Raw genomic sequence first — 24,322 nt, 5'->3', positions numbered from 1 at the left:
ATCTCCAAACGGCAATAAACATAGGTTATTTAAAATAAAAAAAGCGGGACCAAGAAGCTAATCTCGGCACCGCTTTAATATGCACAGATTAACAACTAAGAAACACGCTCTCCATGAGCTTGCTTATCCGCATGGTAGGACGAGCGCACCAATGGTCCGCACGCCGCATGTTTAAAGCCTAGATCCTTCGCTACTTGCTCGTAACGTTCAAATTCCTCTGGCGGTACAAAACGCGCCATTGGGAAGTGATGCTTAGAAGGCTGTAGATACTGACCAATCGTCAGCATGTCCACCCCGTGAGCACGTAAGTCTTTTAATACTTCAACGATTTCTTCAAAGGTTTCACCCATACCAACCATCAAACCAGACTTGGTAGGAACATCAGGGCAACGCTCTTTAAAGTTTTTCAGTAAGTCTAAAGACCACTGATAATCAGAACCTGGTCTCACTTGACGGTACAAACGAGGAATAGATTCTAGGTTATGGTTAAAGACATCCGGTGGCGCGATCTGCAAAATATCTAATGCAGCATCCATACGGCCACGGAAATCAGGCACTAATGTCTCAATTTCGATGTTTGGGCTTTGCTCACGAGTGTGAGTAATACAATCCACAAAATGCTGAGCACCGCCATCACGTAGATCATCACGGTCAACAGAGGTGATAACCACGTACTTAAGTTTCATGTCACGGATAGCGGCGGCTAATTCTTTCGGCTCATCTGGGCTTAAAGCATTCGGACGGCCGTGGGCCACATCACAGAAAGGGCAACGACGAGTACAAATTTCACCCATAATCATGAAGGTCGCAGTACCGTTACTAAAGCACTCCCCTAAGTTTGGGCAGTTAGCTTCTTCACATACAGAAGCCAACTTATGCTCACGCAAGGTGCTCTTAATACGAGCAATTTCTGGAGAAGCAGGCATGCGAACACGTAGCCAATCAGGCTTACGTGGAATTTCTTCCGTCGGTACGATTTTAATGGGAATACGCGCCATTTTATCGGCACCACGGAGCTTCTCACCTTGGACAACGCGTTTGCGTTCTGTCGTCATTTTATTTCCACCCTTGTTGGATAGTCGGATGTTCGTATCCGAGAAGTTCAGCCAGCTGGTTGGCCAACTGAATTTTAACATTTGATAAACTAACGGTATGGTTGCGCGCTTTCATATGGAGCATTTTCAACCCTTGATAACCACAAGGGTTAATGCGATCGAAAGGCGATAAATCCATATCGACATTCAGTGCTAAACCGTGAAATGAGCAGCCTCGACGGACACGCAGCCCAAGAGAAGCAATTTTTTGCTCGTCCACATAAACTCCCGGCGCATCGGCTTTTGGGTAAGCGCTAATGTCATTCTCTTTTAAGACATTGACCACCGAGTTTTCTAGCACACTGACCAGATCTCGCACACCTATACCTAGGCGTTTCAAATCCACCATCACATAGGCGACAAGCTGGCCGGGGCCATGATACGTGACCTGACCGCCGCGGTCGACCTGAATCACCGGAATATCTCCCGGTGCGAGCAAATGCTCTTCTTTACCTGCTTGGCCTTGGGTAAACAAAGACGGATGCTCTAGTAACCAGATTTCATCCGCATCTTGCTTATCTCGCTGCTGGGTAAAGTCTTTCATCTTTTCCCAAGTTTCTAGGTAGTCAATGACGCCTAAGTCTCGGCAAATCAAAGAATTGACCATTACATAACCATCTTAACAGCACTGATTGACATAAGGTCTTTATGCAAATCGGCTAGTTGCTGTTCACTGGTTGCGACAATACGAAAGCTATAGCTGATAAAACGGCCCTTACTGGAACGATTGGTAGATACTTGCGAAGTATCCATTTCTGGGGCATGTTTTTTCATGCCTTCCAGAATGTTCTCGTAGCTGCCAGCCTCGTCTAGGGCGACAATTTTAATCACATAATTGTCGCAAGGAAATTCAATTTTAGGGGCATCTACCGCTTTTTCCGCTTGATCGCCATCTTTCGTAATCAGAGCCATTCTTGTACCACTTATCTAAGATCTAAAATAAATTCATGAAAAACAGTTTGATCGTATCGAACAAACGTTTAAAGAAACCGCCTTCTTCAACCGGCTCAAGAGCAACCACAGCTCGCTCTAGCAGTACATTACCGTCTGCTGCCACAATCACTTTACCCAACACATCACCTGGGGCGATCGGTGCTTCGATCTCAGTGTTCATATCTAGCGTCGCAGCAACAGAGTCCGCTTGTTGACGAGGCATAGTGACCAAGACATCTTCCACAAAACCTACTTTAACTGTGTCTTGACTACCGCCCCAAACACGTGCGTTATTTAACACTTGTCCAGCACTGTAAAGTTTGCGAGTCTCGTAATATCTAAAGCCGTAATTCAACAGTTTTTGTGATTCCGCTGCTCGGGCTTCATCAGAATTTGTGCCCATAACGACAGTGATAAGGCGTGTGCCATTACGAACAGCAGAAGCGGCTAAACAATAGCCGGCTTCTTCAGTGTGACCGGTTTTCAAACCATCAACGGTTTTGTCGCGCCACAAAAGCTTATTACGGTTTGGTTGACGAATATCGTTGTAAGTGAAGCTTTTTTCCGAATACATGGTGTAGTTTTCAGGGAACTGCAAAATAGTGGCTCGAGACAATAACGCTAAGTCGTGCGCACTGGAGTAATGCTGCTCTGCCGGTAAACCTGTAGCATTCATGAAGTGACTGTTTTTCATGCCTAGCAATTGCGCATGTTGGTTCATCAGGTCTGCAAACGCGGATTCACTTCCCGCCACATGCTCTGCTGCAGCAACACTGGCGTCATTACCCGACTGGATAATAATGCCGCGCATCAAGTCTTCTAAACCAACTTTCGTGCCTTCACGAATAAACATACGTGAGCCACCCATACGCCAAGCTTTCTCACTCACGCTAACTTGGTCTGTCATCGCCAAATTACCACGAGCCAATTCATACTCAACTATGTAGGCAGTCATTAGTTTCGTTAAGCTAGCCGGTGGATAAGCTTGGTCTGCATTTTTCTCAACGAGGATATCACCTGTGTATGCATCCATTAGGATGTAGCTACTTGCAGATAATTGCGGAGGCGCAGGTATTAGAGAAGGGGCAGCCAATAATGGAGTGCTAACAAAGCTTATTACTGCAGATAAAATAACCAGGAGTTTTTTCATACTCATAAATGCCGTCTATTAAAAAATGTAATGGGATGATACTAGAGCATACTCTTAATCTCTAGCCCGAATAGTGGTCAGTTTGCGATTAGAGCAACCCTGACAGGGCGACCAAAACCTGCCTGTTCAAGTTTCGATTGCCAAAGCGTTAAATCCGCCCCTTCTATATAGGGACCGACCAAGACTTTATAAAGGCCATCACTTTGATGATTCACCATAACTTTAATGTCGGCATCGAAAGCTTCAAACAAACGCGTTTTTAAACGCTCCGCTGAGGCCTCAGCACTAAAGGCCCCCACCTGCAAATGACTAAATGCGGCACTTGTGACCACATCTTGAACGGGTGCAGGTGCGGCCACAGGGGTTGATGCCACGGGCGCAGGCGCCGACACAACGGGGGGTACTGCCACGGGCATTGGAACACTAGCAGCCTGATAGGTTTCCCCTTGTGATGGGGTAATTGCTTCTATTCTTACCCGCGCCAAGCCTTTTTTGTGGTAATCTAAACGGGCCGCTGCCGCATAGGATAGATCGATCAAGCGATCTCCATGAAAGGGCCCCCGGTCATTTGCTCGCACTATGACAGACCGACCATTATCCAAGTTAGTCACTTTCAAATAAGTCGGTAATGGCAAAGATTTATGGGCCGCTGAAAAAGCGTACATGTCATATATTTCCCCATTTGAAGTTTTATGACCGTGAAACTTTTTTCCGTACCAAGAGGCTGTGCCTTCTGCGGTATAGCCCTTAGCAGAATCCATCACCCAATATTTTTTACCCCAGACTTCATAAGGGCTTTTATTACCACCTCGACTTTTCGGTTCCCATTTCGGCACCAAATCAGGAAGGTGGTCTACTTTAATATCACCAGTAGGCGCATGATCTTGCAGGATAGTATAACGACCGCCCCCAGAAGCTTTGTCATAGTCAATATCATCTTGCCCCAAGACGTGCTTGGTACTCATACACCCACTTAACAGCAAGCTGCTACCAGCAAGCAGTAATAGCGCTAATTTAGCCTTCATCATTATTCTTTATACTCTCAGCAAGCTGAAACACAGACATGGCGTATCGGCGGCTTGGGTTATAGTCCATCACAGTAAAGAAGTTTTCATAGGCAAGCCAATAACTCACCTCTTCTGCTGCGGTGCGTAATGCCAACAATCCGACTTTTTCATCAATAAAAGGTGCGCTCGGTAAGACATTAAGCTCGGCCCAGTAGGCAAAACTGCCCGTTGGTGCTCGACCTTTGTTGACTAAACCTTCAACAAGCTCAGGTTCGATGACTTGAGCCGTAGTAAAGGCCGGTTTATTGACCTGCCAACCGTGGTGTGTCAGGTAGTTTGCAATACTGCCAATGGCATCGGCCGGAGAACCCCACAAATCGATATCACCATTACCATCGTAATCCACCGCCAGTTTTCGATAATTACTTGGCATGAATTGGGTCATTCCCATAGCCCCGCTATAAGATCCCTTGGTAGCACCGATCGGCCAGCCTTTGTCTCTGGCAAGCAGCAAATAACTGGTCAATTCACTTTGGAAGTAGTCTTGGCGTCTTGGGTAATCAAATGCCAAGGTCGTCAAGGAGGTAAAGACATCGCGAGAACCTGTAATGCGCCCATAATAGGTTTCAACGCCGATTAGCGCGACGATAACACTGGGATCTACACCAAATTCCTGCTGGGCTTTTTCTAACCAAACCGCCTGTTCTTTCGCGAACGCCAAACCACCTTTAATACGATCGGAGGAAACAAAGCGCTTACGGTATTCATAAAATGGGGTAATTTGTTCAGGCTGATTATCAGATTTTTCAATGACTTTTGGGCGTTGTTCAATTCGTGAAAAAGCCGTTTCCAGCATCGCTTTATCAAAGCCATGCTCTGTGACCATACGCTTAATGTAGGCTTGTACTTCAGGGTTTGCTGCGTAGGAGTCTTCAAGACTGTCTGGCATATCTTCCAATAAACCGTCACTTACACCTGTAATGCCTTCTTGCTCAGACTGAGTTTGCCCCTTATGGCTCACACCAGAACAAGCCGTTAAGCCTAATGCTAGCAATATTCCCAGTATCTGTTTCATCATCTCGCTCTCTTATGAGTCTGAATAGACATCAAAATGCCGAAAGTTGCCATAATCGTAATAATGGATGTGCCACCATAGCTTACCAGTGGTAAGGGCACCCCCACCACAGGCAAAATACCGGATACCATGCCGATATTAACAAATAAATATACGAAGAAGGTTAGAGTTAAACTCCCAGCTAAAAGGCGGGCATAATTATCTTCCGCCATCGCAGAGATATACAAACCGCGAGCAATCACCAGTAGATAAGCCAACAAGAGCACACTACAACCCACCAGACCAAACTCTTCTGCCAACACGGCAATAATAAAGTCCGTGTGGCTTTCTGGAAGAAAATCCAGTTGCGCCTGAGTACCTTCTAACCAGCCTTTACCATACATTCCACCAGAGCCTATGGCAGTTTTAGACTGAATAATATTCCAACCCGAGCCCAGTGGATCGCTTTCTGGGTTAAGAAAGGTAAGGACCCGTTGGCGCTGATAGTCGTGCATGACTTGCCATAGGCTGTAGCCAGCTATCGGCGCTAATGCCGCCGCGCCAATAATATAGCGCCAGCCTAAACCTGCTAAGAACAAGGCAAAAATCCCTGAAACAGCAACCAGTAGTGATGTCCCTAAATCGGGCTGCTTGGCAATCATCAACACAGGCACAATAATAATGACTAATACGGTAGCGATTTGTTTTAAGCTTGGCGGCAGTTGTCTATCCGCAAAATACCATGCCACCATCATGGGCATCACCACCTTCATAATTTCCGAAGGCTGGAAGCGTAAACCGCCCGGCAGCGCCAACCATCGTTGAGCCCCTTTTGCCCCTACCCCAAACAACAAAACCCCCACCAGCAACAGAACCAGGCCAACAAAGAGCAACGGAGAGGCACGACGCATATATTTAGGCGGAAGCTGCGCCAAAACAACACATACTCCCATGCCGATGGCCAATCGGAAAACTTGTCGCTCTACCGTCGCTATATCTTGGCCCGATGCGGAATAAAGTACGAATAAGCCACCTGTTATGAGGATTAATAGCGAGCTTAGCAAGAGCACATCAATATGCACCAATTGCCAGAGTCGAGCATTGGTGAATGAGATTATGCGACGATATAAGCTATCACTCATCGGACTTACCTTTTAAATAGTCGTATTTTTCAGGGTATTCGCCGCTTAAATAGGCATCAAAAAGCTGCCGAGATAAATCCGCAGGCTTGGAACTACTGCCACCATTTTCAAAGATGGCAAACACTGAAATCTTAGGTTTATCCGAAGGGGCAAAACCTATAAACAAAGCGTGGTCATGAAGACGTTGGGCCAGTTTATCAGCTTCATATTCTTCATCTTCTTGCAGACTAAATACCTGACCTGTGCCGGTTTTTCCAGCAATGGTGTAATCCGTACCACGCAAGCGTCTGGCGGTACCTTTTGAATCGGTAATGACCTTACGCATGGCATTGACCATCTTTTCCCAGTTACGCTGATCTTTTAGCACCACCTGATGCATATCCCCTGTGCCGTCTTCAAACTGCATAGGCTCATCATTAATACTCTCAGTCATACGAGGACGGTAGTAATGGCCACGGTTCGCCAAGATTGAGGTGGCGGTGGCGATCTGCATAGGCGTAGACACCATAAAGCCTTGACCTATCCCCACATTGACAGAATCGCCTGGATACCAAGGCTCTTTATATTTGGCTTTCTTCCATTCATTAGACGGCAGCAAGCCCACACTTTCCCCATGCAAGTCCAACAGTACCCCTTGGCCAAAACCAAAACGGGTCAAAAAGTCATGAATGGGCGTAATGCCCATTTTATTGGCCAGCTGGTAATAATAGGTATCCACCGACTCTATAATGGAGCGCTCTAGGTTAATCCAGCCATGACCGCCCCTTAGCCAATCACGATAGCGACGACCACCGGGATTAATTTGATAATACCCTTGGGCGTAATAACGCTCTGACCATGAGGAGAATCCGTATTCAAGGCCAGCCAAGGCCATAAAAGGCTTAATGGTGGAAGCCGGAGGATAGCCACCACGTAGTGCACGGTTAAAGAGAGGTAACTGCTTAGAATCTCGTAAAACAGAATAATCTTTTACTGAGATGCCACGAACAAATAAGTTTGGGTCGAAGCCAGGTTTGGACACCAACGCCAAGATGCCACCTGTATCTGGGTCAATCGCAATGACGGACCCACGATACTCCCCTAGCAAATCGTAAGCATACTGTTGTAAACGGGCATCAAGATATAGATGTAAGTCCTTGCCTGGGGTGGGGTTCTGCCTGTCCACTTCCGACATGATGCGGCCCCGGGCGTTTACTTCGACTGTGCTCAAGCCTGTTTTACCAAACAACACATTTTCGTAGTAGCCTTCGATGCCGGTTTTGCCAATAAAAAGCGCCCCTTGGTAAGCGGTTTTATCGACCCGCTCTAGGTCTCTTTCGGTAATACGTCCCACATAACCAATGGCATGAGCAAAAGCTTCCCCATAAGGGTAATAGCGGGTTAATTGCGCCTCTACTTGCACACCGTCCAATTTATAAAGATCCACACTGACTCGCGCCCACTCTTCATCGGTCAGCTGAGATTTCAAGGTAATAGATTGGTAAGGGCGGCGATATTCTTTGCGCTTATTATCGAACTGCTGCCATTCAGCATCATTGATTTCAATAATGCCTGACAGAACGTTTTTTAGCTCAGTGAAATCTTTTATTCGCTCAGGAATCACCGTCAAACTGTGGATGGGTCGGTTATCGGCGAGCACTAGCCCATGCCGATCATAGATTAAGCCTCGTGGTGGCTGCTCTGTGACCAACATAAGGCGGTTATCATTGGCTTTGGTCTGATATAGGTCGTATTCAAGGACTTGCAGATAAAACAAACGAGCAATGAGCACACCCACTAACAGCAACACCACAACAGCCGCCACAACGACTCGAAACTGAGTCAGTGACCGCTCTTGACGATAATTACGAAAGTTACGATGCCTAAGGCTCACACGTGTTCCTTATCTGTGATACGGGTGATTGTTCATAAGTGTCCAAGCACGGTAGATCTGCTCAGCCAAAATGATGCGTACCATAGGGTGTGGCAAGGTTAAGCGAGATAAAGACCAAGCCTGATCGGCGCGTGCCGTACACCTTGGGTCAAGGCCATCCGGGCCACCCACCAATAAGCTGACATTAAAGCCTTCCATGCGCCACTGCTCAGCTTGGTCGGCTAACTGTTCGGTGGACCACTCTTTGCCTAACACTTCCATGGCGATGACTTTATCGCCATCTGGGATAGCCTCTAACATGGCATCCCCTTCTTTTCGAATCGCTTTGGCAATGTCGGCATTCTTGCCACGAGGCGCCATAGGAATTTCAATCAGCTCTAAGCTGAAATCTTTCGGCAGGCGCTTGGCATAATCATCATAGCCCTGTGTTACCCACTTGGGCATTTTACTGCCGACTGCTATTAAACGAACACGCATCTAGATAACCTTATAAAACTTCAGGTTTGATATCCCACAATTTCTCTAGGTCGTAGAAAGCACGCGCTTCTTCCGTCATTACGTGAACAACCACATCGTGAAGGTCAATCAAGATCCAGTCGCTTGCGGTACCGCGCCCTTCTGCACCTAGAGGTTGCAGACCATTTTGCTTAAGGTGCTCAACAACATTTTGTCCAAGGCCCTGTACGTGGCGTTTCGAAGTACCCGTACAGATCACCATAAAGTCCATCATGTCAGTATGATTACTCACATTTAAAACAGTGATCTTGTCACCTTTCACATCTTCTAGTGATTCGACAGCCAAGGCTAAGATTTGATCCGCTGTGAGGTTTGGTTGACTCATATAAATACGTTTTCCTATTGGTATAATTGATGTTTCTGTATGTATGTTTGCACGGGCTCTGGTAATAAATACGCAATCGACGCTTGCTGGCGACATAAAGAGCGGATCAAACTAGAAGAAATCCCTAAAGGTGTTAGTGTTTCTAAGCAGACCAGACCTGCGGGCGCGCATTGTAACTCATGCGGCGAAGCGGCACGATAGTTTTCACAGAACTCACTAAGCTCACTAATTAGGTCTGGCTCCCAACCGGGCCTTGAGACCACAAAGATATGGGCATACTTGATCAGCTCTTGCCAACCATGCCAGGTCGGTAAAGACAAAAAGCTGTCCATCCCTAACACCATGACCAAGGGCTCGGTTTCACCTATTTCTTCCCTAATAGAGCGCAGAGTATCTAACGAGTAACTCGGACCTGTGCGTATTATTTCACGGCGATCCACCGTTAACCGCTCATCACTAGACACTGCCATTTCCACCATGTCCAAGCGTTGCTGTGCAGACACACTCGGCTGATTCTTATGAACTGGCTGGTAACACGGAATCAAACGCAGCTGAGCAAAACCATAACGATCGAGTATTTCTACCGCTGTGCGTAAGTGGCCATTATGGATAGGATCAAAGGTCCCTCCCATAATCGCCACGCCGGACGTTTTTTTGTGACCCATAAGTGGCTTATGCAACTCAGTTGTCACGGGTATGACCGTCCCCAAACACTATGTATTTTTGGCTGGTCAAACCAATCAGCCCCACTGGACCACGGGCATGAATTTTGTCGGTAGAGATACCAATCTCAGCCCCAAAGCCATACTCAAAACCATCCGCAAACGAGGTAGATGCATTCACCATAACGGACGCAGAATCCACTTCTGTCATAAAGGCTCGGGTTTTGCTGTAGTTCTGGGACACTATAGCGTCGGTATGATGAGAGCCATACTTATTAATATGGGCAATGGCTTCATCCATACTGGATACCACTTTGATAGACAGTTTTGGCGCATGATATTCTGTGTACCAGTCTTCTTCAGTGGCAACACCAATGCTATCGGCAAATTGCTGGGCTTGGGCACAACCTACTAAGGTCACACCTTTTTCTTCGAAGGCGGTAATCAGTTTAGCGATTTCTTGCTTATCAACCTCTTGATGTATCAGTAAAGACTCCATGGCATTACATACGCCATAACGTCGAGTTTTAGCGTTTACAGCAATTCTGAAAGCCTTTTCCATATCAGCTTCGTCATCAATGTACACATGGCAATTGCCATCAAGATGTTTAATAACAGGAACTTTGGCGTCACGGCTAATACGCTCAATCAAACCCTTACCACCGCGTGGCACGATCACATCAACATATTCAGGCATGCCAATAAGCTTACTCACCGCTTCCCTGTCTGTGGTGTTAAGCACCTGTACTGCATCACTCGGTAAGCCTGCTTTTTCCAAACCTTTACCCACAGCTTGAGCGATGGCATGGTTGGAATGAAAGGCCTCAGAACCACCACGTAATATTGTGGCATTACCGGATTTAAGACAAAGACTGGCCGCATCTATGGTCACATTTGGTCGTGACTCATAAATGATACCTACCACACCTAATGGCACACGCATTTGACCGCGCTGAATGCCAGAAGGCAAAAACACCATGTTGGAAATTTCACCAATTGGGTCTGGTAAAGTAGCGACCTGTTTAAGTCCTTCAATCATGCCATCAATACGGGCATCATTTAGTAACAAACGGTCCAATAATGCTGCATCCAAACCCTTGGCGCGGCCGTTTTCCATGTCTTTAGAGTTTTCTGCTATCAAACGAGGTCGCTCAGCTTCTAAGGCTTCTGCCATTGCCATTAGCGCAGCATTTTTTTGCGCAGTGGAAGCTTTAGCAAGTAGGCGAGACGCCGCTCTAGCCTGCTGACCAATTTGATTCATATAGGACTCTAAAGACATAGTTTGATCTCTAACAAAGTTAAACAACACATTGTGAATGCAAAACAGTCGCAGACTGCCTTACTTTGCCAGTATACTAACATATTATTTTTATTGATTTAGTGTAGATTCGCGTAAAATGGTTGCCTCCTCAAGTTTACAAAATACTTTCAACTTGACCGTTATTGGCAAGGTTCACTCTTGCTATAAAGAAAAGTTTGGCATACCAAGACAACCCGGCTTAGTAACCCAAGCCACCGCTTATATAGAACTCCTCCCTCCGTATAACAGACTAGATACACTGGACGGCCTCGAAGGCTTCTCCCATATTTGGGTGCAATTTATTTTTCACGCTTGTTTATCTGAACAATGGAAGGCAAAAGTGCGCCCACCAAGATTGGGCGGAAAGAAAAAGGTCGGAGTGTTTGCAACACGTGCAACCCATCGACCTAACCCGATAGGTTTATCCGTGATAAAGCTGGGCAAAATACACCAACAAGACAAAAGAGTCTTCATTGATCTACATGGTGCTGATTTATTAGATGGCACCCCCATTTTAGACATCAAGCCTTATCTGCCCTATGCAGACAGCCTACCGGATGCAACAGGTGGCTTTGCCCCTGAAGCCACTGAAACCAAACCCGTATTTTTTTCGGCGTTAGCACTAGAGCAATGTGAGTCTTACAAACAACAACACAATAGAAACATTAAAGACTTAATTGAACAGGTCATCGGACAAGACCCCCGCCCCTCTTATCTTAAAGAGCAACTCGATAGAGAACATGGCACCCTATTATGGAACTTGGATATTAAGTGGTGTGCAAGAAAAGAGCACCTTGAAATACTTGCTTTAAACCCTGCATAGGCCAATAAAAAAGGCACCCTAGGGTGCCTTTTTTATCACTAAAGTAAGCGATTAGCCGATGATTTCACCATCTTCGCGTGAGATCGCGATCACACTTGAACGTGGTGTGCCGCCATTAGGCCAGTGAGAATTGCCTTTTTCACCTGGATGCTGAACACTAATAAACATAGTAGTGCGATCAGGACTCCAAGCAGCACCGGTGATTTCACACTCTTTTGGTCCTACCAAGAAGCGCTTAATTTCACCAGTCTCAGGATCAGCTACCAACATTTGGTTATTACCCTGACCCTCAAAACCTTTCGCGTTTGAGTAATTACCATCTGTTTGGATCCATAGCAGACCGTTTTTATCAAACTTCAAACCATCTGGTGAGTTGAACATATTGTCTTTGTTAACATTGCTTGAACCTGCATTGGCATCATCATAAACCGCTGGGTTACCCGCCAAGACAAACAAGTCCCAAGAGAAGTTGACAGAGGTATGATCTTGGTTCTCTGGACGCCAGCGAACGATTTGACCAAAATTGTTATTAACACGTGGGTTTGGGCCCTGTGGCGGTGTTTCATCACCACCCGCATTAGGTTTAACACCACGGTTTTTATTGTTTGTTAGAGCACAGTAGACTTCCACTTTAGCTGGGTTAGAAGCAACCCACTCTGGGCGATCCATGGTGGTCGCACCTACTTTAGAAGCCGCTAAACGAGTATAAATGGCAATTTCAGCTTCGGTCATACCAGTAGATTCTGGCGTCAGTGCGATCCACATACCTGTGTTGTTATCGAAGAATTTCGCCACATAAAGCGTACCTTCTTCCAACAATTCACTGTTATCCCCACCCACAACAAACTTGTGTTTAGAAACAAAACGGTACAAGAACTCACCACGCTCATCATCACCAAGGTAAACAACCACATGACCATTTGCCGCTACTTCTACTTCTGCATTCTCATGCTTAAAACGACCCAATGCGGTACGCTTTTTCGGGCGCGCAGCAGGGTTTAATGGGTCAATCTCAACAATGTAACCAAAGCGGTTTGGCTCTTGTGGATCTTTAGAAATATCAAAACGCGCATCTGCCATTGCCCATTTGTATCCCCAATCCTTATGACTGATACCGTAACGCTTCATTTGTGGTGTTAGCGGCGCATTGTCATTCGTTGAAGAGAAGTAACCATTAAAGTTCTCTTCACAGGTTAGGTAAGTGCCCCAAGGTGTCTGACCATTTCCACAGTTGTTCCAAGTACCTTTCGCAAGCACACCTTTAGGGTCTGCTTTGGTCTTCATCAAATCATGACCACGAGCAGGACCTGTAATGTCCATTTCGGTATCTGCTGTAATACGACGGTTGTATTCAGAGTCTTTTACAATCGCCCACTTGCCATTTGCACGAGCAATCTCTACGACACTCACACCATGGGCTGCTTTACTTTTACGAATATCATCCGCAGAAGTAGGCACGCCGTCAGTGCGGTTAGCATGTAGGGTTTTAAGGTTAGTGTATTCATTGTTTACACATAGAATCTGACGACCGTGGTGCGAAAATAACGCCATACCATCACAATGGTCACCGAAAGCCATTTCTTGAGAAGCACCCGTACCACCAGTTGCTGAATCAAAAGCTGGTGCATTCGAAAACATTGGCTCGCCCCAAGAAGCCAAGATATCCCACTTGTAACCAGCAGGAACGGTTACTGTGTCTTCTGCATTGGCTTTGACCATATCAAATGCCAAACGAGACATCTTCATCTCTTCACCCGCCAACGCTTTACTGGCAGCAAGTGTTGTAGAGCCCATTACAAAAGCGGAAGCCCCCACAGCAGCACCACCTGACAAAAAGCCACGGCGAGAAACCATACGATTAGCGGTTTCTTCAAATTCCACCATCTCTGGCGCGGGTCTTACTAATTCATCGTGCTCATCAAAACCAAGCACTTGATCCTGCTTAACTGGCATCGCAATATCCTCAAGTCTTAAATTGTCATCAATAAACATTGGCTTACCTTTCCACAAGCGCACCAATGATGTTTTTAAAGTAGGGTTATTAAGCCAAGCTTTCATTACATTTAGATGATGGCGTTAAGACAATTTCATGACGCTATTAAGACAGCTAAGACACTGGTAATCTCGCTGTAAAGCTCCTAACCTATTAGTGCTCTTAACCATTTTTGACTGGCCAGTATTATTATGAACAAAAAACAATTTTTGGACACTTATCGCAAAGTCAGCCGCTTAAGCACCCCCAGCAAAACTGAAAACAAGCCAGAACAAAAAGAAACCTACAGCAGCCAAAAGCCTCTTTATCGCTCACCTGAAGACGAACGGCTCATCAAAGATTTGCACTTTGCGAAATTTCAGAAAAATCTGGAAAACCTTCATAAAAATGAAGAACTTAAACTGTTAATAGAAAAAACTGAATGGGATGAAAACGACATTCAAAGTCTATTAAAGTCGTTAAGATAGAACATACACCAAGCCTATACCCATGGTTATCCACATGTTATATGTATAGTTTTTCTGTCAATCGTTTGAGATCACTTGATATAAAAAAAAGACAAAAAAAAGCGGGCCAAGGCCCGCTTTTTACAACACATTTAAAAACCTAAACTTAGTTTTGGTTTTCTAGCTGAGCTTTGATCAAATCACCGATAGTGGTAGGACCGTTCGCTTCAGTTTGCTGTTTCTCAGAGTGAGACTTCATCGCAGCTTTTTCTTCAGTTGCATCTTTCTGCTTGATAGAAAGAGCGATTGTGCGTGCTTTACGATCAACATTGATGATCGCAGCTTCAACACTGTCACCTTCTTTCAATACAGCACTTGCATCTTCAGTACGCTCGCGGCTGATTTCAGATACTTTCAATGTCGCTTCAACGCCTTCAGCAAGAACAACAACCGCTGCTTTTGCATCAACAGAAGAAACAGTACCAGTAACAACAGCACCTTTATCATTCTCAGCAACGTAAGCTAGGAATGGATCTTCCTCAAGCTGTTTAACGCCAAGAGAGATACGCTCACGTTCAGCATCGATAGACAATACAACTGTTTCAAGCATATCGCCTTTCTTGTATTGACGTACTGCTTCTTCGCCTGCTTCGTCCCAAGATAGGTCAGATAGGTGAACAAGACCGTCGATACCGCCGTCAAGACCGATGAACACACCAAAGTCAGTGATAGACTTGATTGCGCCAGAGATCTTGTCGCCTTTGTTGAAAGAAGTAGCAAACTCTTCCCATGGGTTCATAGTACATTGCTTGATACCCAAAGAAATACGACGACGCTCTTCATCGATGTCTAGGATCATAACTTCAACTTCATCACCGATCTGAACAACTTTAGATGGGTGGATGTTTTTGTTAGTCCAATCCATTTCAGATACGTGTACTAGACCTTCTACGCCTTCTTCAAGCTCTGCGAAGCAACCGTAATCAGTCAAGTTAGTAACTTTAGCCGTTACTTTAGTACCTTCTGGGTAACGAGCTTTAATAGCTACCCATGGATCTTCACCCAATTGCTTAAGACCTAGAGACACACGGTTACGCTCGCGGTCAAACTTAAGTACTTTAACGTCGATTTCATCGCCAACAGCAATGATTTCGCTTGGGTGCTTGATGCGTTTCCAAGCCATGTCAGTGATGTGTAGAAGACCATCAACACCACCAAGATCAACGAACGCACCGTAATCAGTAAGGTTCTTAACGATACCTTTAACTTCTTGACCCTCTTCAAGAGAAGCAAGTAGTGTTTCACGTTCAGCGCTGTTAGTCGCTTCCATAACGGCACGACGAGATACAACAACGTTGTTACGTTTTTGATCAAGCTTGATAAGTTTGAACTCTAGATCCACACCTTCTAGGTGAGAAGTGTCGCGGATTGGGCGAACATCTACCAAAGAACCAGGCAAGAAAGCACGGATATTTGCGATATCAACTGTGAAACCACCTTTCACTTTACCGTTGATAACACCGTGAACGATGGCGCTTTCTTCGTAGGCTTTCTCAAGAACAGCCCAAGTTTCAGCACGTTTCGCTTTCTCGCGAGACAATTTAGTCTCACCGAAGCCATCTTCAACAGCATCAAGTGCAACTTTAACTTCGTCACCGATGTTAACGTTGAACTCACCACTTTCCGTTAGGAACTGAGAACGAGGAATTACGCCTTCAGATTTAAGACCTGCATGAACAGTTACCCACTCGCTGTCGATATCAACAACAATACCAGTAACAATAGAACCTGGCGCCATTTCGACGGTTAACAGGCTTTCTTCAAACAGTTCTGCGAAGCTTTGAGTCATTGTATTTCCTATATAGTTGGCTTAAAAAGATCTAAGCCATAACCACATTGTCAGCAAATGCGGGTCAATTTTATAAATGTTGCGATGAAGACCTGCTGACTCTTCACCGACTTTGAAAAAATTTCGCTCATTCTAGCACAAATTTCACGCAAAAAAGAACAGGCTATGCGAAACCGGCCTTTACTGTTTCAGCAAAAACCATATCGACAACCTGCTCTATTGTGAGATCTGTACTGTCTATTACCAAGGCACCAGCAGCTGGCACTAGAGGGGCAACGCTACGGTTAGCATCGCGCTCATCTCTTTCTTTGATAATTTTAACAAGTTCCTCAAGATTAACAGCTTCCCCTTTCTGCTGCAATTGTTGCATGCGACGCTGTGCACGCTCTTCAGCAGAAGCTGTTAGGAAGACTTTAATCGGTGCATCAGGAAACACGACGGTTCCCATATCACGACCATCCGCTACCAAGCCTGGCTGCTGGGCAAAGTCACGCTGACGCAACAGCAAGCCTTCGCGCACTTCAGGAATAGCCGCCAATTTTGATGCGCTGTTACCCACTTCTTCGGTACGAATAGCTTGAGTAACCGCTTCACCTTCTAAAATAATTTCAACTTTATTATCAGCCGTTGGCTGAAATTGAATATCTAAATGCTCAGCCAATACTTTTAAAGTATCCACATCTTCGTTGTCCATACCGTGATGGGATACAGCCAATGCCAAAAGACGGTACAATGCGCCGCTATCCAGAATGTGCCAACCGAGTTTTTCAGCCAATAATTGACTTACTGTCCCCTTACCGGCTCCACTTGGACCATCAATCGCAATCACCGGGGCTTGGTTTAACATATTTTTTCCTCTTAAAATCTACTGTGTCACTGTGCAGTGAAAACCTAACTGCATGGCGACACGTTCTAACCCATTAAATTCTTCTAGTAATTTCTGACAGTCGTTCACTCTTGTGGTTTGACGACTGCGAACACCTAAAACCAACATGGCTAAAGCCATGGGAACATCCCCTGCACAATCCAGCTCACCACCTTGGGGCACGCCTCCAGAAATGTTCAACTCGCCATTCGCGTATGAGCAGCTCACCTGCATATGATCCAAGGCATCTACCAAAGCTAAAATACGATCTTCACAGTAATAAGGTAGTAAATTAATCCCTTGAATACAGGTGTCACCTTGAGCATATACCGCTGCTGCGCATAACAAAGGCAAACTATTCGCCATGGCCTTACTTTGTTCAGGTGTTACCACAAAACCTTTCAAGGCGGTAAAACTCACCGCCACAGACTGACAACCAAGGACGTCTGTACTATTTTCTTGCTTAACAATATTAGCGCCAATTGAGCGCATAAAACCCAAAAAGCCCACTTCTAATTCATGGCTTGCCACGTTCTCAATCAGCAAATCAGAACCTGGGGATAAAGTCGCTAACAAGGCCAAAAATGCACTTTGATCAAGATCCGCTGGTAAGACAAGATTCTGCCCTATTAATTCTTGCGGCAAACATGATTTATCCAATTCTTCTGTTGTCGCGCCAGCAAAGCTTTCAAGTAGCAAGGTATCCGCTTGCGTCAAAGCACCTTGAGTAGACAAAGGTGCGCCTGAAGCGGCGTTATACAAATCTGCCAGCAACACAGAAAAAGCACCATTACTCGTAAGCTCAGCACTTACCTTATCGCTTTGAACCGATGGATTCGGCGAAAAACGTAATGGCAGACAATCCGCGTCCGCCGACTCAACCCACTTACCCATACTTCTTGCTAAGGCTATAAGCTCGGGTTGTGGCTGAGTTAATAAACCTTGCTCAGCACTGATCACCGCAGAGAAATCTTGCCCCGCCAGTACGGGCACCATAATGGCTAAACTCTCCACCGAGGTATGGACATTAATCGGCGCAATTGGCGCTTTTAAGCCACGTAAACCAACCCCATGGATACGCAATCGATCACTCGCCAACTCCTCGATCACCACGCCCATGTCGCGGAAAGCTTGCAGCGTTATACGCACTTCACCAGACAGTTCAATGTTATCGATATTGCTAACCCCCTGAGCGAGGGCCGCCATTGTAATGGCTTTATGTGACAAAGATCTGTCACCTTGCAAATAAACTTTGCCTTTAATGGCCGAGGCGGAAGCCACCGTTACAGAGACTGGGCGAGTATCTTGAGCCAAACCCACGGTTCTTTGCTCTAATAGACGTAAAAAATGATCGCGGGCAGATTTTGCTCGGGTAAACACACCAAACATAGTCGCACCGTCACCCTCTTCAATTGCTTGGCGCATATCGGCAAGGCGTGCCGTAAACTGATCAAGGGCCGCTAAAGTAGCGTCTTTATTGGCCATAAAAACATCGCGCCACATCACCGGGTCACTGGAGGCGATGCGGGTAAAATCTCTAAAGCCACCTGCCGCAAACTTAAAGACATCCTGGCTGCGTTCACTATTCGCCAAGGAATCTACCAAGGTGTAAGCCAATAAATGTGGCAAATGACTGGACGATGCCAGCACATGATCATGATGATCCACATCCATACTGACCACATCCGCACCAACGGCTGTCCATAACTGATGCAGACGATCTAGCAACACTGGGTCGCTGTCCACCAGCGGAGTCACTATGGCCATGTGATTTTCAAAAAGTTTTGGGTTGGCTGCTAATACACCGCTTTTTTCAGCCCCAGCAATGGGATGACCGGGGATAAAGTTGTTTGGCACTTCACCAAAAACTTCCTGGGCCGAGGCCACCACACTGCCTTTGGTCGAGCCAGCATCCGTCAACAAGGTCGTGGCAGACAGCAAGGGTTTTAATTCCGCTAAAACAGAGGCCATGGCACGCACAGGTGTGGCGAGCATAATCACATCCATTTTAGAAACGAACTCGGCCGTCAGCTCGGCAGGATAATCAATTACGCCAGTGGACACACCTAACGCCAACTCACCTTTGCGTCGATCAACACCATATAAGGTAGCAAGACCTTTATCTTTAAGCGCTTTTGCGAAGGACCCACCAATCATGCCAAGACCTATGATCATGACATTGCCAAACTTATTCACCGAATCATCAACCCTTTTATACATCTCACCGAAAGCCAGTCAGCTCGTTACAACACAGCAACAGGATAAGAACCCAGCACTTTGACTTCTGAAGCTTTACTCTGCAAATCTTCAATCACGGCACGGCTCAAAGGATCTTGATGATGCCCGAGGAAATCGATATAGAAGATGTACCCCCAACGGCTCATCAAAGATGGGCGTGTTTCCAAGCGCGTCATGTCCACCCCTTGGCGTTGAAAAGCTTCCAACAGATTGTAAAGGGCACCCGGTTCGTTTTTCGCACTGATCAACAAAGAGGTTTTATCTTTACCGCTGGCAGGCACATCTTGATTACCCACAATCAAGAAACGAGTAGTGTTATCAGGTCGATCTTCTATGTTGGCTGAAACGGCAATCAAACCATACAACTCACTTGCCACTTCACCCGCAATGGCTGCAACAGCACGTCCAGCAAGCCCTGCTTCTGCCGCCAATCTAGCGGCCTCCGCATTCGAGCTCACTGCAATGCGCTCTGCATGGGGCCAGTAGCGGTCTAACCAAGCACGGCACTGGGCCAACGACTGCTGGTGAGAGTAGATATGGGTGACATCTTCTGAGCGTACATTTGGGCTCACAAGCAAGTGATGGTGAATGCGAACTTCCACCTCACCACAAATTTTTAGTTTCGAGTCACGGAAGCTATCGAGAGTGTGGTTTACCACCCCTTCGGTAGAGTTTTCGACAGGTACTACCCCATAGTTGGCAGCGCCAGATTCTACTTCGCGGAAAACTTCATCAATTGCCGCCATAGGTGCACTAACAATAGACTTACCAAAATGCTTCAAAGCCGCTTGCTGAGTGAAGGTACCTTCAGGCCCTAAGAAAGCAATGCGCATAGGCTTTTCAAGCGCTAAGCAAGAAGACATGATTTGACGAAAGATTTTCGCCATTTCTTCGTTACCCAATGGTCCTTCATTTCGCTCCATCACACGACGCAAAACTTGCGCTTCACGCTCTGGGCGATAAAACACCGCCGTGTCTCCTTGATCCGCCATTTTCACTTCCGCTACCTTTTCAGCACAGCGGGCGCGTTCGTTGATCAAAGACTGAATTTGCGAGTCAATCGCGTCGATACGATCTCGCAATAAAGGCAAGGTTTGCGGCACCTTATTTGTAGAATCTGACATACTCGTTATCCGTGTTTTTCTTCAAAGGCTTTCATAAATGCGATCAACGCCTGCACACCTTCTAGTGGCATAGCATTGTAAATACTGGCACGCATACCACCCACTGAGCGATGCCCAGCCAGAGTACGCAAGCCAGCCGCCTCAGATTCAGCCAAGAATGTGGCCTCTAAAGACTCGTCCGCCAAGATGAAGGGCACATTCATACGTGAACGATAGGCCACATCAATTGGGTTGGAGTAGAAAGCACTTTGATCAATAAAGTCATACAGCAATTGGGCTTTGTGCTCATTCACTTTTTCGATGGCCGCAACGCCACCCTGAGCTTCTAGCCACTCAAACACTAGGTCTGCTAGATAAATAGCAAAAGTAGGTGGTGTGTTAATCATGGAATCATTCTTCGCCAAGTTGGCAAAGTTCCAAGTGCTCGGCAAATCGTCAGAGCTGCGTTCTAACAAGTCTTTGCGAACAATCACAATGACCACACCAGCAGGGCCGACATTTTTCTGCGCGCCAGCGTAGATCAAGCCATACTTACTGACATCAATTTTGCGGGATAAAATAGTCGATGATAAATCCGCAACAATCGGCAAATCCGTCTCAGGCAAGTGGTCAAACTCCACCCCGCCAATGGTTTCATTAGGGGTAATGTGCAAGTAAGCCGCGTTAGCGTTTAGAGCATCAGCTGGAATGTCAGGCACCGTAAGGTAACCACCTTCTTTAGAAGAGCCAACCACATCGACTTTTAGGTATTTTTGCGCTTCTTTAATGGCTTTCGCTGACCAGGTACCGGTATCAAGGTAGCAGGCTGATTCAAAGCCGTTGGCAAGGTTAGCAGGGATTTGGGCAAATAATGTCGATGCACCGCCCTGTACAAACAAGACTTCGTAGTTTTCAGGGATATCCAACAAACGACTTAAACGTGCCTTACAGGACGCTAGGATAGACATAAATTCAGCACTGCGATGACTCATTTCCATCACGGAAGTGCCTGTACCATGCCAGTCTAACAACTCGGCTTGGGCTTTTTTCAATACCGCTTCAGGAAGCGCCGCTGGACCAGAACAAAAATTATATACTCGGCTCATGCCGCTTAATTCCTCTACTATTTAAGACCCATATCAAAACACTACAACGAAAAACGACGCACCTAGGGTGCGCCGCTTTCATTCGACACTGTTAGGCATCATCACTTTGCGCATCTGGTGCAGCAGAATCATTGCTTTCTACTGCGCCTTCTTCACCTTCAACCTCATCGGACTCGTCGTCTTCTACAACGCGCTCTACTCCAACTAGGTGTTCGTCATTGGTCAAACGAATCAAGGTTACCCCTTGTGTGTTACGACCTTGACAAGAAACCTCTGTAACACGGGTACGCACTAGAGTGCCCTGATCCGTAATCAAGATAATTTCATCACTTTCATCTACTTGGGTTGCACCAACCACAGGGCCATTACGCTCAGACACCTGAATACCAATAACACCCTGACCACCACGTCCGTAAACAGGGAAGTCGTCCGTTAGGGTACGCTTACCGTAGCCGTTCTCACACGCCATCAGTACCGCAGCCCCTTCTTGAGGCACAATCAAAGAAACCACTTTCGCATCGTCCGCAAGGCGAATACCACGAACACCTGCAGCGGTACGACCCATGGCACGCACATCAGACTCTTTGAAGCGAATCGTTTTACCCGATGAAGACACCAACATAATGTCGTTATCGCCATTGGTCATGGACACACCAACCAATTCATCCGTTTCGTCTAGGCTTAAAGCAATCAGACCAGTTGAACGCGGGCGAGCAAAGTGTGACATGGCGGTTTTCTTCACAGTACCATTTGCTGTCGCCATAAAGATGTAGCTTGAGGCTTCTTCGCCAGACTCATCTTGTTCAACATCAGCATCTTCGCTATCGGTTTCTTTTTCTGGCGCTACAAGTGGTAGCAAGGCAGAAATCGATTCCCCTTCACTCAACGGCAAAAGGTTAACAATTGGACGACCTTTGGCGTTGCGACTTGCAACTGGGATTTCGAAAACACGCAACCAGTAAACCTTACCAAAATTACTAAATAGCATGATGGTGTCATGGCTACTTGTTACCAGTAAGTGCTCAATATGATCTTCATCTTTCATGCTCGCCGAGGACTTACCACGACCACCACGACGTTGAGCTTGGTACTCTTCCAAAGGCTGTGATTTGGCATAACCCGTATTGGAAATAGTCACCACCATTGGCGCTTCGTCGATCAGATCTGCGATGGTCAAATCCTGACGTGAGGTTAGAATCTCTGTGCGACGCTCATCACCAAAGCTATCACGTACTTCTTCTAGCTCGTCACGAATAACGGCCATTAGACGCTCTGGGTTCGATAGGATTTCTAACAACTCCGCGATCAATTCGATCAAGGCTTTGTATTCACCAAGCAGTTTTTCATGCTCTAAGCCGGTTAAGCGGTGCAATCGAAGATCCAAAATCGCTTGGGCTTGCTCTGGAGACAAATGATACGCCCCATCCACAAAACCGAAGGCAGCGTCTAGATCATCAGGACGACAAGCGTCAGCCCCTGCACGCTCTAGCATGGCCATCACATCACCTGGTTGCCAAGACTCCGTCACCAATTTCTCTTTGGCTTCAGCTGACGTTGGCGAGGTGCGAATCAGTTCGATAACACGATCTATGTTGGCGAGAGACACCGCCAAACCTTCTAGAATGTGGCCACGTTCACGGGCTTTACGCAATTCAAAAATAGTACGGCGCGTCACCACTTCACGGCGGTGTTTAACAAAACACTCTAGGATTTGTTTTAGATTTAGCAGCTGTGGACGACCATCCACCAAAGCTACCATATTCATACCAAACACAGATTGAAGCTGGGTTTGAGAGAAGATGTTGTTAACCACTACTTCTGGGTTTTCGCCGCGGCGTAGTTCAATCACGATACGCATGCCGTCTTTATCAGACTCATCGCGTAATTCACTGATGCCTTCTAGCTTCTTCTCTTTGACCAATTCTGCGATTTTTTCGATCACTTTGGCTTTGTTTAGCTGATATGGAATCTCGGTAAACACAATCGCTTGGCGATTGCCTTTTTCCATATCTTCAAAGTGGTGGCGGGCACGCATGTAGATACGACCACGGCCAGTTTTGTAGGCTTCGATAATACCAGCACGACCATTAATGAAGGCCCCTGTTGGGAAGTCTGGCCCTGGTATGTGCTCGATCAAGTCTTCAATGGAAATATCTGCGTTGTCGATAACCGCAAGACAACCATCAATTACCTCACCTAAATTATGAGGCGGGATATTGGTCGCCATACCTACTGCGATACCCGCCGAGCCATTTACTAGCAAGCCAGGAACACGTGCAGGAAGAACTTCTGGCATAAACTCTGTGCCATCATAGTTAGGCACAAAATCAACGGTTTCTTTCTCAAGATCCATCAACAAATGGTGGGAGATCTTTTCCATACGGATTTCGGTATAACGCATCGCCGCGGCACTATCGCCATCGACCGAACCGAAGTTACCTTGACCATCCACCAAGGTGTAGCGCATGGAAAAAGGCTGAGCCATACGAACAATCGTATCGTAAACAGCAGAGTCACCATGAGGGTGGTATTTACCGATTACGTCACCAACGATACGTGCCGACTTTTTGTATGGCTTATTCCAATCGTTTTTAAGTTCATTCATCGCAAACAAAACGCGACGATGTACAGGTTTTAAACCGTCTCGAACGTCTGGTAGTGCTCGACCTACGATTACACTCATGGCGTAATCTAGATAAGAGCCTTTTAGTTCATTTTCGATACTGACGGGAATAATTTCTTTGGCTAATTCACCCATAGATACAACCGATCCTTATGCGTCGGAGTCTGAGAGACATCCTAATATCTTTTTTATAAGCGCTACATTGTACCATAATGAAATA

General features: G+C 46.2%; 21 protein-coding genes. 2 read left to right on the top strand and 19 right to left on the bottom strand.

The features are described from left to right. Nucleotides 1-95 precede the first annotated feature (95 nt). From lipA to ACUM5Y_RS06010, 12 genes are all read right to left on the bottom strand, one after another. Nucleotides 96-1,055 carry a lipoyl synthase gene (lipA, locus tag ACUM5Y_RS06065; protein WP_445975977.1) on the bottom strand — a complete coding sequence of 320 codons (960 nt, stop codon included), beginning with the start codon at nucleotides 1,053-1,055 and terminating at the stop codon, nucleotides 96-98. 1 nt (nucleotide 1,056) lies between these two features. Beyond that, the gene (gene lipB / locus ACUM5Y_RS06060; protein WP_445975976.1) at nucleotides 1,057-1,701 is read right to left on the bottom strand and encodes a lipoyl(octanoyl) transferase LipB; all 645 of its coding nucleotides are present in this window, start codon (nucleotides 1,699-1,701) and stop codon (nucleotides 1,057-1,059) included. Further along, nucleotides 1,701-2,006, bottom strand: coding sequence for a YbeD family protein (locus tag ACUM5Y_RS06055; RefSeq protein ID WP_445975975.1), 306 nt, complete (start codon nucleotides 2,004-2,006; stop codon nucleotides 1,701-1,703). Before ACUM5Y_RS06055 ends, lipB begins: the two co-directional genes overlap by 1 nt. Before the next feature lie 22 nt (nucleotides 2,007-2,028). Beyond that, nucleotides 2,029-3,177, bottom strand: a complete 1,149-nt coding sequence (locus ACUM5Y_RS06050) for a D-alanyl-D-alanine carboxypeptidase family protein (protein WP_445975974.1) — start codon at nucleotides 3,175-3,177, stop codon at nucleotides 2,029-2,031. Nucleotides 3,178-3,254: 77 nt separating this feature from the next. Next, on the bottom strand, nucleotides 3,255-4,142 hold the full coding sequence (locus ACUM5Y_RS06045) for a septal ring lytic transglycosylase RlpA family protein (RefSeq protein WP_445975973.1): 888 nt from the start codon (nucleotides 4,140-4,142) through the stop codon (nucleotides 3,255-3,257). Between the two features lie 49 nt (nucleotides 4,143-4,191). Beyond that, the gene (gene mltB / locus ACUM5Y_RS06040; protein WP_445975972.1) at nucleotides 4,192-5,262 is read right to left on the bottom strand and encodes a lytic murein transglycosylase B; all 1,071 of its coding nucleotides are present in this window, start codon (nucleotides 5,260-5,262) and stop codon (nucleotides 4,192-4,194) included. Further along, nucleotides 5,259-6,380 (bottom strand): rod shape-determining protein RodA, encoded by a 1,122-nt coding sequence (gene rodA, locus ACUM5Y_RS06035; protein ID WP_445975971.1) that lies wholly within the window; start codon nucleotides 6,378-6,380, stop codon nucleotides 5,259-5,261. The genes mltB and rodA overlap by 4 nt, the downstream gene beginning before the upstream one ends. Further along, nucleotides 6,373-8,253, bottom strand: coding sequence for a penicillin-binding protein 2 (gene mrdA, locus ACUM5Y_RS06030; protein ID WP_445975970.1), 1,881 nt, complete (start codon nucleotides 8,251-8,253; stop codon nucleotides 6,373-6,375). The genes rodA and mrdA overlap by 8 nt, the downstream gene beginning before the upstream one ends. 9 nt (nucleotides 8,254-8,262) lie before the next feature. Next, the gene (rlmH, locus tag ACUM5Y_RS06025; protein WP_445975969.1) at nucleotides 8,263-8,730 is read right to left on the bottom strand and encodes a 23S rRNA (pseudouridine(1915)-N(3))-methyltransferase RlmH; all 468 of its coding nucleotides are present in this window, start codon (nucleotides 8,728-8,730) and stop codon (nucleotides 8,263-8,265) included. 10 nt (nucleotides 8,731-8,740) lie between these two features. After that, on the bottom strand, nucleotides 8,741-9,094 hold the full coding sequence (gene rsfS / locus ACUM5Y_RS06020; protein WP_445975968.1) for a ribosome silencing factor: 354 nt from the start codon (nucleotides 9,092-9,094) through the stop codon (nucleotides 8,741-8,743). Nucleotides 9,095-9,108: 14 nt separating this feature from the next. Then, a complete protein-coding gene (gene nadD, locus ACUM5Y_RS06015) occupies nucleotides 9,109-9,759 on the bottom strand; it encodes a nicotinate-nucleotide adenylyltransferase (protein WP_445975967.1) in 651 nt (216 codons plus the stop codon). 16 nt (nucleotides 9,760-9,775) lie between these two features. Beyond that, the gene (locus ACUM5Y_RS06010; RefSeq protein WP_445975966.1) at nucleotides 9,776-11,035 is read right to left on the bottom strand and encodes a glutamate-5-semialdehyde dehydrogenase; all 1,260 of its coding nucleotides are present in this window, start codon (nucleotides 11,033-11,035) and stop codon (nucleotides 9,776-9,778) included. 118 nt (nucleotides 11,036-11,153) lie between these two features. On the opposite strand from ACUM5Y_RS06010, the gene tsaA reads away from it, so the two are divergent. After that, the gene (gene tsaA, locus ACUM5Y_RS06005; RefSeq protein ID WP_445975965.1) at nucleotides 11,154-11,879 is read left to right on the top strand and encodes a tRNA (N6-threonylcarbamoyladenosine(37)-N6)-methyltransferase TrmO; all 726 of its coding nucleotides are present in this window, start codon (nucleotides 11,154-11,156) and stop codon (nucleotides 11,877-11,879) included. Nucleotides 11,880-11,930: 51 nt separating this feature from the next. Here the strand turns inward: tsaA and ACUM5Y_RS06000 are convergent, their stop codons facing one another. Next, nucleotides 11,931-13,832: a PhoX family protein gene (locus ACUM5Y_RS06000; protein ID WP_445975964.1), complete on the bottom strand. Its 1,902-nt coding sequence runs from the start codon at nucleotides 13,830-13,832 to the stop codon at nucleotides 11,931-11,933. 231 nt (nucleotides 13,833-14,063) lie between these two features. Between ACUM5Y_RS06000 and ACUM5Y_RS05995 the strand changes: the two genes are divergently transcribed. Continuing rightward, nucleotides 14,064-14,339, top strand: coding sequence for a hypothetical protein (locus ACUM5Y_RS05995; protein ID WP_445975963.1), 276 nt, complete (start codon nucleotides 14,064-14,066; stop codon nucleotides 14,337-14,339). Between the two features lie 145 nt (nucleotides 14,340-14,484). Here the strand turns inward: ACUM5Y_RS05995 and rpsA are convergent, their stop codons facing one another. The 6 genes from rpsA to gyrA all read right to left on the bottom strand — a co-directional run bounded on the left by rpsA (nucleotide 14,485) and on the right by gyrA (nucleotide 24,237). Then, nucleotides 14,485-16,167 (bottom strand): 30S ribosomal protein S1, encoded by a 1,683-nt coding sequence (rpsA, locus tag ACUM5Y_RS05990; protein WP_445975962.1) that lies wholly within the window; start codon nucleotides 16,165-16,167, stop codon nucleotides 14,485-14,487. A gap of 163 nt (nucleotides 16,168-16,330) precedes the next feature. Beyond that, on the bottom strand, nucleotides 16,331-17,014 hold the full coding sequence (cmk, locus tag ACUM5Y_RS05985; RefSeq protein WP_445975961.1) for a (d)CMP kinase: 684 nt from the start codon (nucleotides 17,012-17,014) through the stop codon (nucleotides 16,331-16,333). Nucleotides 17,015-17,032: 18 nt separating this feature from the next. Then, nucleotides 17,033-19,252 carry a carboxyvinyltransferase gene (locus ACUM5Y_RS05980; RefSeq protein WP_445975960.1) on the bottom strand — a complete coding sequence of 740 codons (2,220 nt, stop codon included), beginning with the start codon at nucleotides 19,250-19,252 and terminating at the stop codon, nucleotides 17,033-17,035. Nucleotides 19,253-19,275: 23 nt separating this feature from the next. Beyond that, the gene (gene pheA / locus ACUM5Y_RS05975; RefSeq protein ID WP_445975959.1) at nucleotides 19,276-20,394 is read right to left on the bottom strand and encodes a prephenate dehydratase; all 1,119 of its coding nucleotides are present in this window, start codon (nucleotides 20,392-20,394) and stop codon (nucleotides 19,276-19,278) included. A gap of 5 nt (nucleotides 20,395-20,399) precedes the next feature. Beyond that, entirely contained in the window at nucleotides 20,400-21,479 is a 1,080-nt protein-coding gene (gene serC, locus ACUM5Y_RS05970; RefSeq protein WP_445975958.1) for a 3-phosphoserine/phosphohydroxythreonine transaminase, read from the bottom strand. 91 nt (nucleotides 21,480-21,570) lie between these two features. After that, nucleotides 21,571-24,237, bottom strand: a complete 2,667-nt coding sequence (gene gyrA / locus ACUM5Y_RS05965) for a DNA gyrase subunit A (RefSeq protein WP_445975957.1) — start codon at nucleotides 24,235-24,237, stop codon at nucleotides 21,571-21,573. Nucleotides 24,238-24,322 lie beyond the last annotated feature (85 nt).

This window comes from Marinomonas dokdonensis, assembly GCF_052747885.1.
The sequence above is the reverse complement of the archived record's forward strand: the minus strand, read 5'-3'. Positions and strand labels throughout refer to the sequence as shown.

Bases quoted from the DNA above. Each gene is read 5' to 3' on its own strand.
- mltB (WP_445975972.1), bottom strand. From the start codon at position 5,262: ATGATGAAACAGATACTGGGAATATTGCTAGCATTAGGCTTAACGGCT.
- ACUM5Y_RS05980 (WP_445975960.1), bottom strand. From the start codon at position 19,252: ATGTATAAAAGGGTTGATGATTCGGTGAATAAGTTTGGCAATGTCATG.
- rsfS (WP_445975968.1), bottom strand. From the start codon at position 9,094: ATGAGTCAACCAAACCTCACAGCGGATCAAATCTTAGCCTTGGCTGTC.
- tsaA (WP_445975965.1), top strand. From the start codon at position 11,154: ATGGTTGCCTCCTCAAGTTTACAAAATACTTTCAACTTGACCGTTATT.
- nadD (WP_445975967.1), bottom strand. From the start codon at position 9,759: ATGGGTCACAAAAAAACGTCCGGCGTGGCGATTATGGGAGGGACCTTT.
- rodA (WP_445975971.1), bottom strand. From the start codon at position 6,380: ATGAGTGATAGCTTATATCGTCGCATAATCTCATTCACCAATGCTCGA.
- lipB (WP_445975976.1), bottom strand. From the start codon at position 1,701: ATGGTCAATTCTTTGATTTGCCGAGACTTAGGCGTCATTGACTACCTA.
- rpsA (WP_445975962.1), bottom strand. From the start codon at position 16,167: ATGACTCAAAGCTTCGCAGAACTGTTTGAAGAAAGCCTGTTAACCGTC.
- ACUM5Y_RS06000 (WP_445975964.1), bottom strand. From the start codon at position 13,832: ATGCCAGTTAAGCAGGATCAAGTGCTTGGTTTTGATGAGCACGATGAA.
- rlmH (WP_445975969.1), bottom strand. From the start codon at position 8,730: ATGCGTGTTCGTTTAATAGCAGTCGGCAGTAAAATGCCCAAGTGGGTA.
- serC (WP_445975958.1), bottom strand. From the start codon at position 21,479: ATGAGCCGAGTATATAATTTTTGTTCTGGTCCAGCGGCGCTTCCTGAA.
- lipA (WP_445975977.1), bottom strand. From the start codon at position 1,055: ATGACGACAGAACGCAAACGCGTTGTCCAAGGTGAGAAGCTCCGTGGT.
- ACUM5Y_RS06010 (WP_445975966.1), bottom strand. From the start codon at position 11,035: ATGTCTTTAGAGTCCTATATGAATCAAATTGGTCAGCAGGCTAGAGCG.
- cmk (WP_445975961.1), bottom strand. From the start codon at position 17,014: ATGTTAAACCAAGCCCCGGTGATTGCGATTGATGGTCCAAGTGGAGCC.
- ACUM5Y_RS06045 (WP_445975973.1), bottom strand. From the start codon at position 4,142: ATGAGTACCAAGCACGTCTTGGGGCAAGATGATATTGACTATGACAAA.
- ACUM5Y_RS06055 (WP_445975975.1), bottom strand. From the start codon at position 2,006: ATGGCTCTGATTACGAAAGATGGCGATCAAGCGGAAAAAGCGGTAGAT.
- pheA (WP_445975959.1), bottom strand. From the start codon at position 20,394: ATGTCAGATTCTACAAATAAGGTGCCGCAAACCTTGCCTTTATTGCGA.
- ACUM5Y_RS05995 (WP_445975963.1), top strand. From the start codon at position 14,064: ATGAACAAAAAACAATTTTTGGACACTTATCGCAAAGTCAGCCGCTTA.
- gyrA (WP_445975957.1), bottom strand. From the start codon at position 24,237: ATGGGTGAATTAGCCAAAGAAATTATTCCCGTCAGTATCGAAAATGAA.
- ACUM5Y_RS06050 (WP_445975974.1), bottom strand. From the start codon at position 3,177: ATGAAAAAACTCCTGGTTATTTTATCTGCAGTAATAAGCTTTGTTAGC.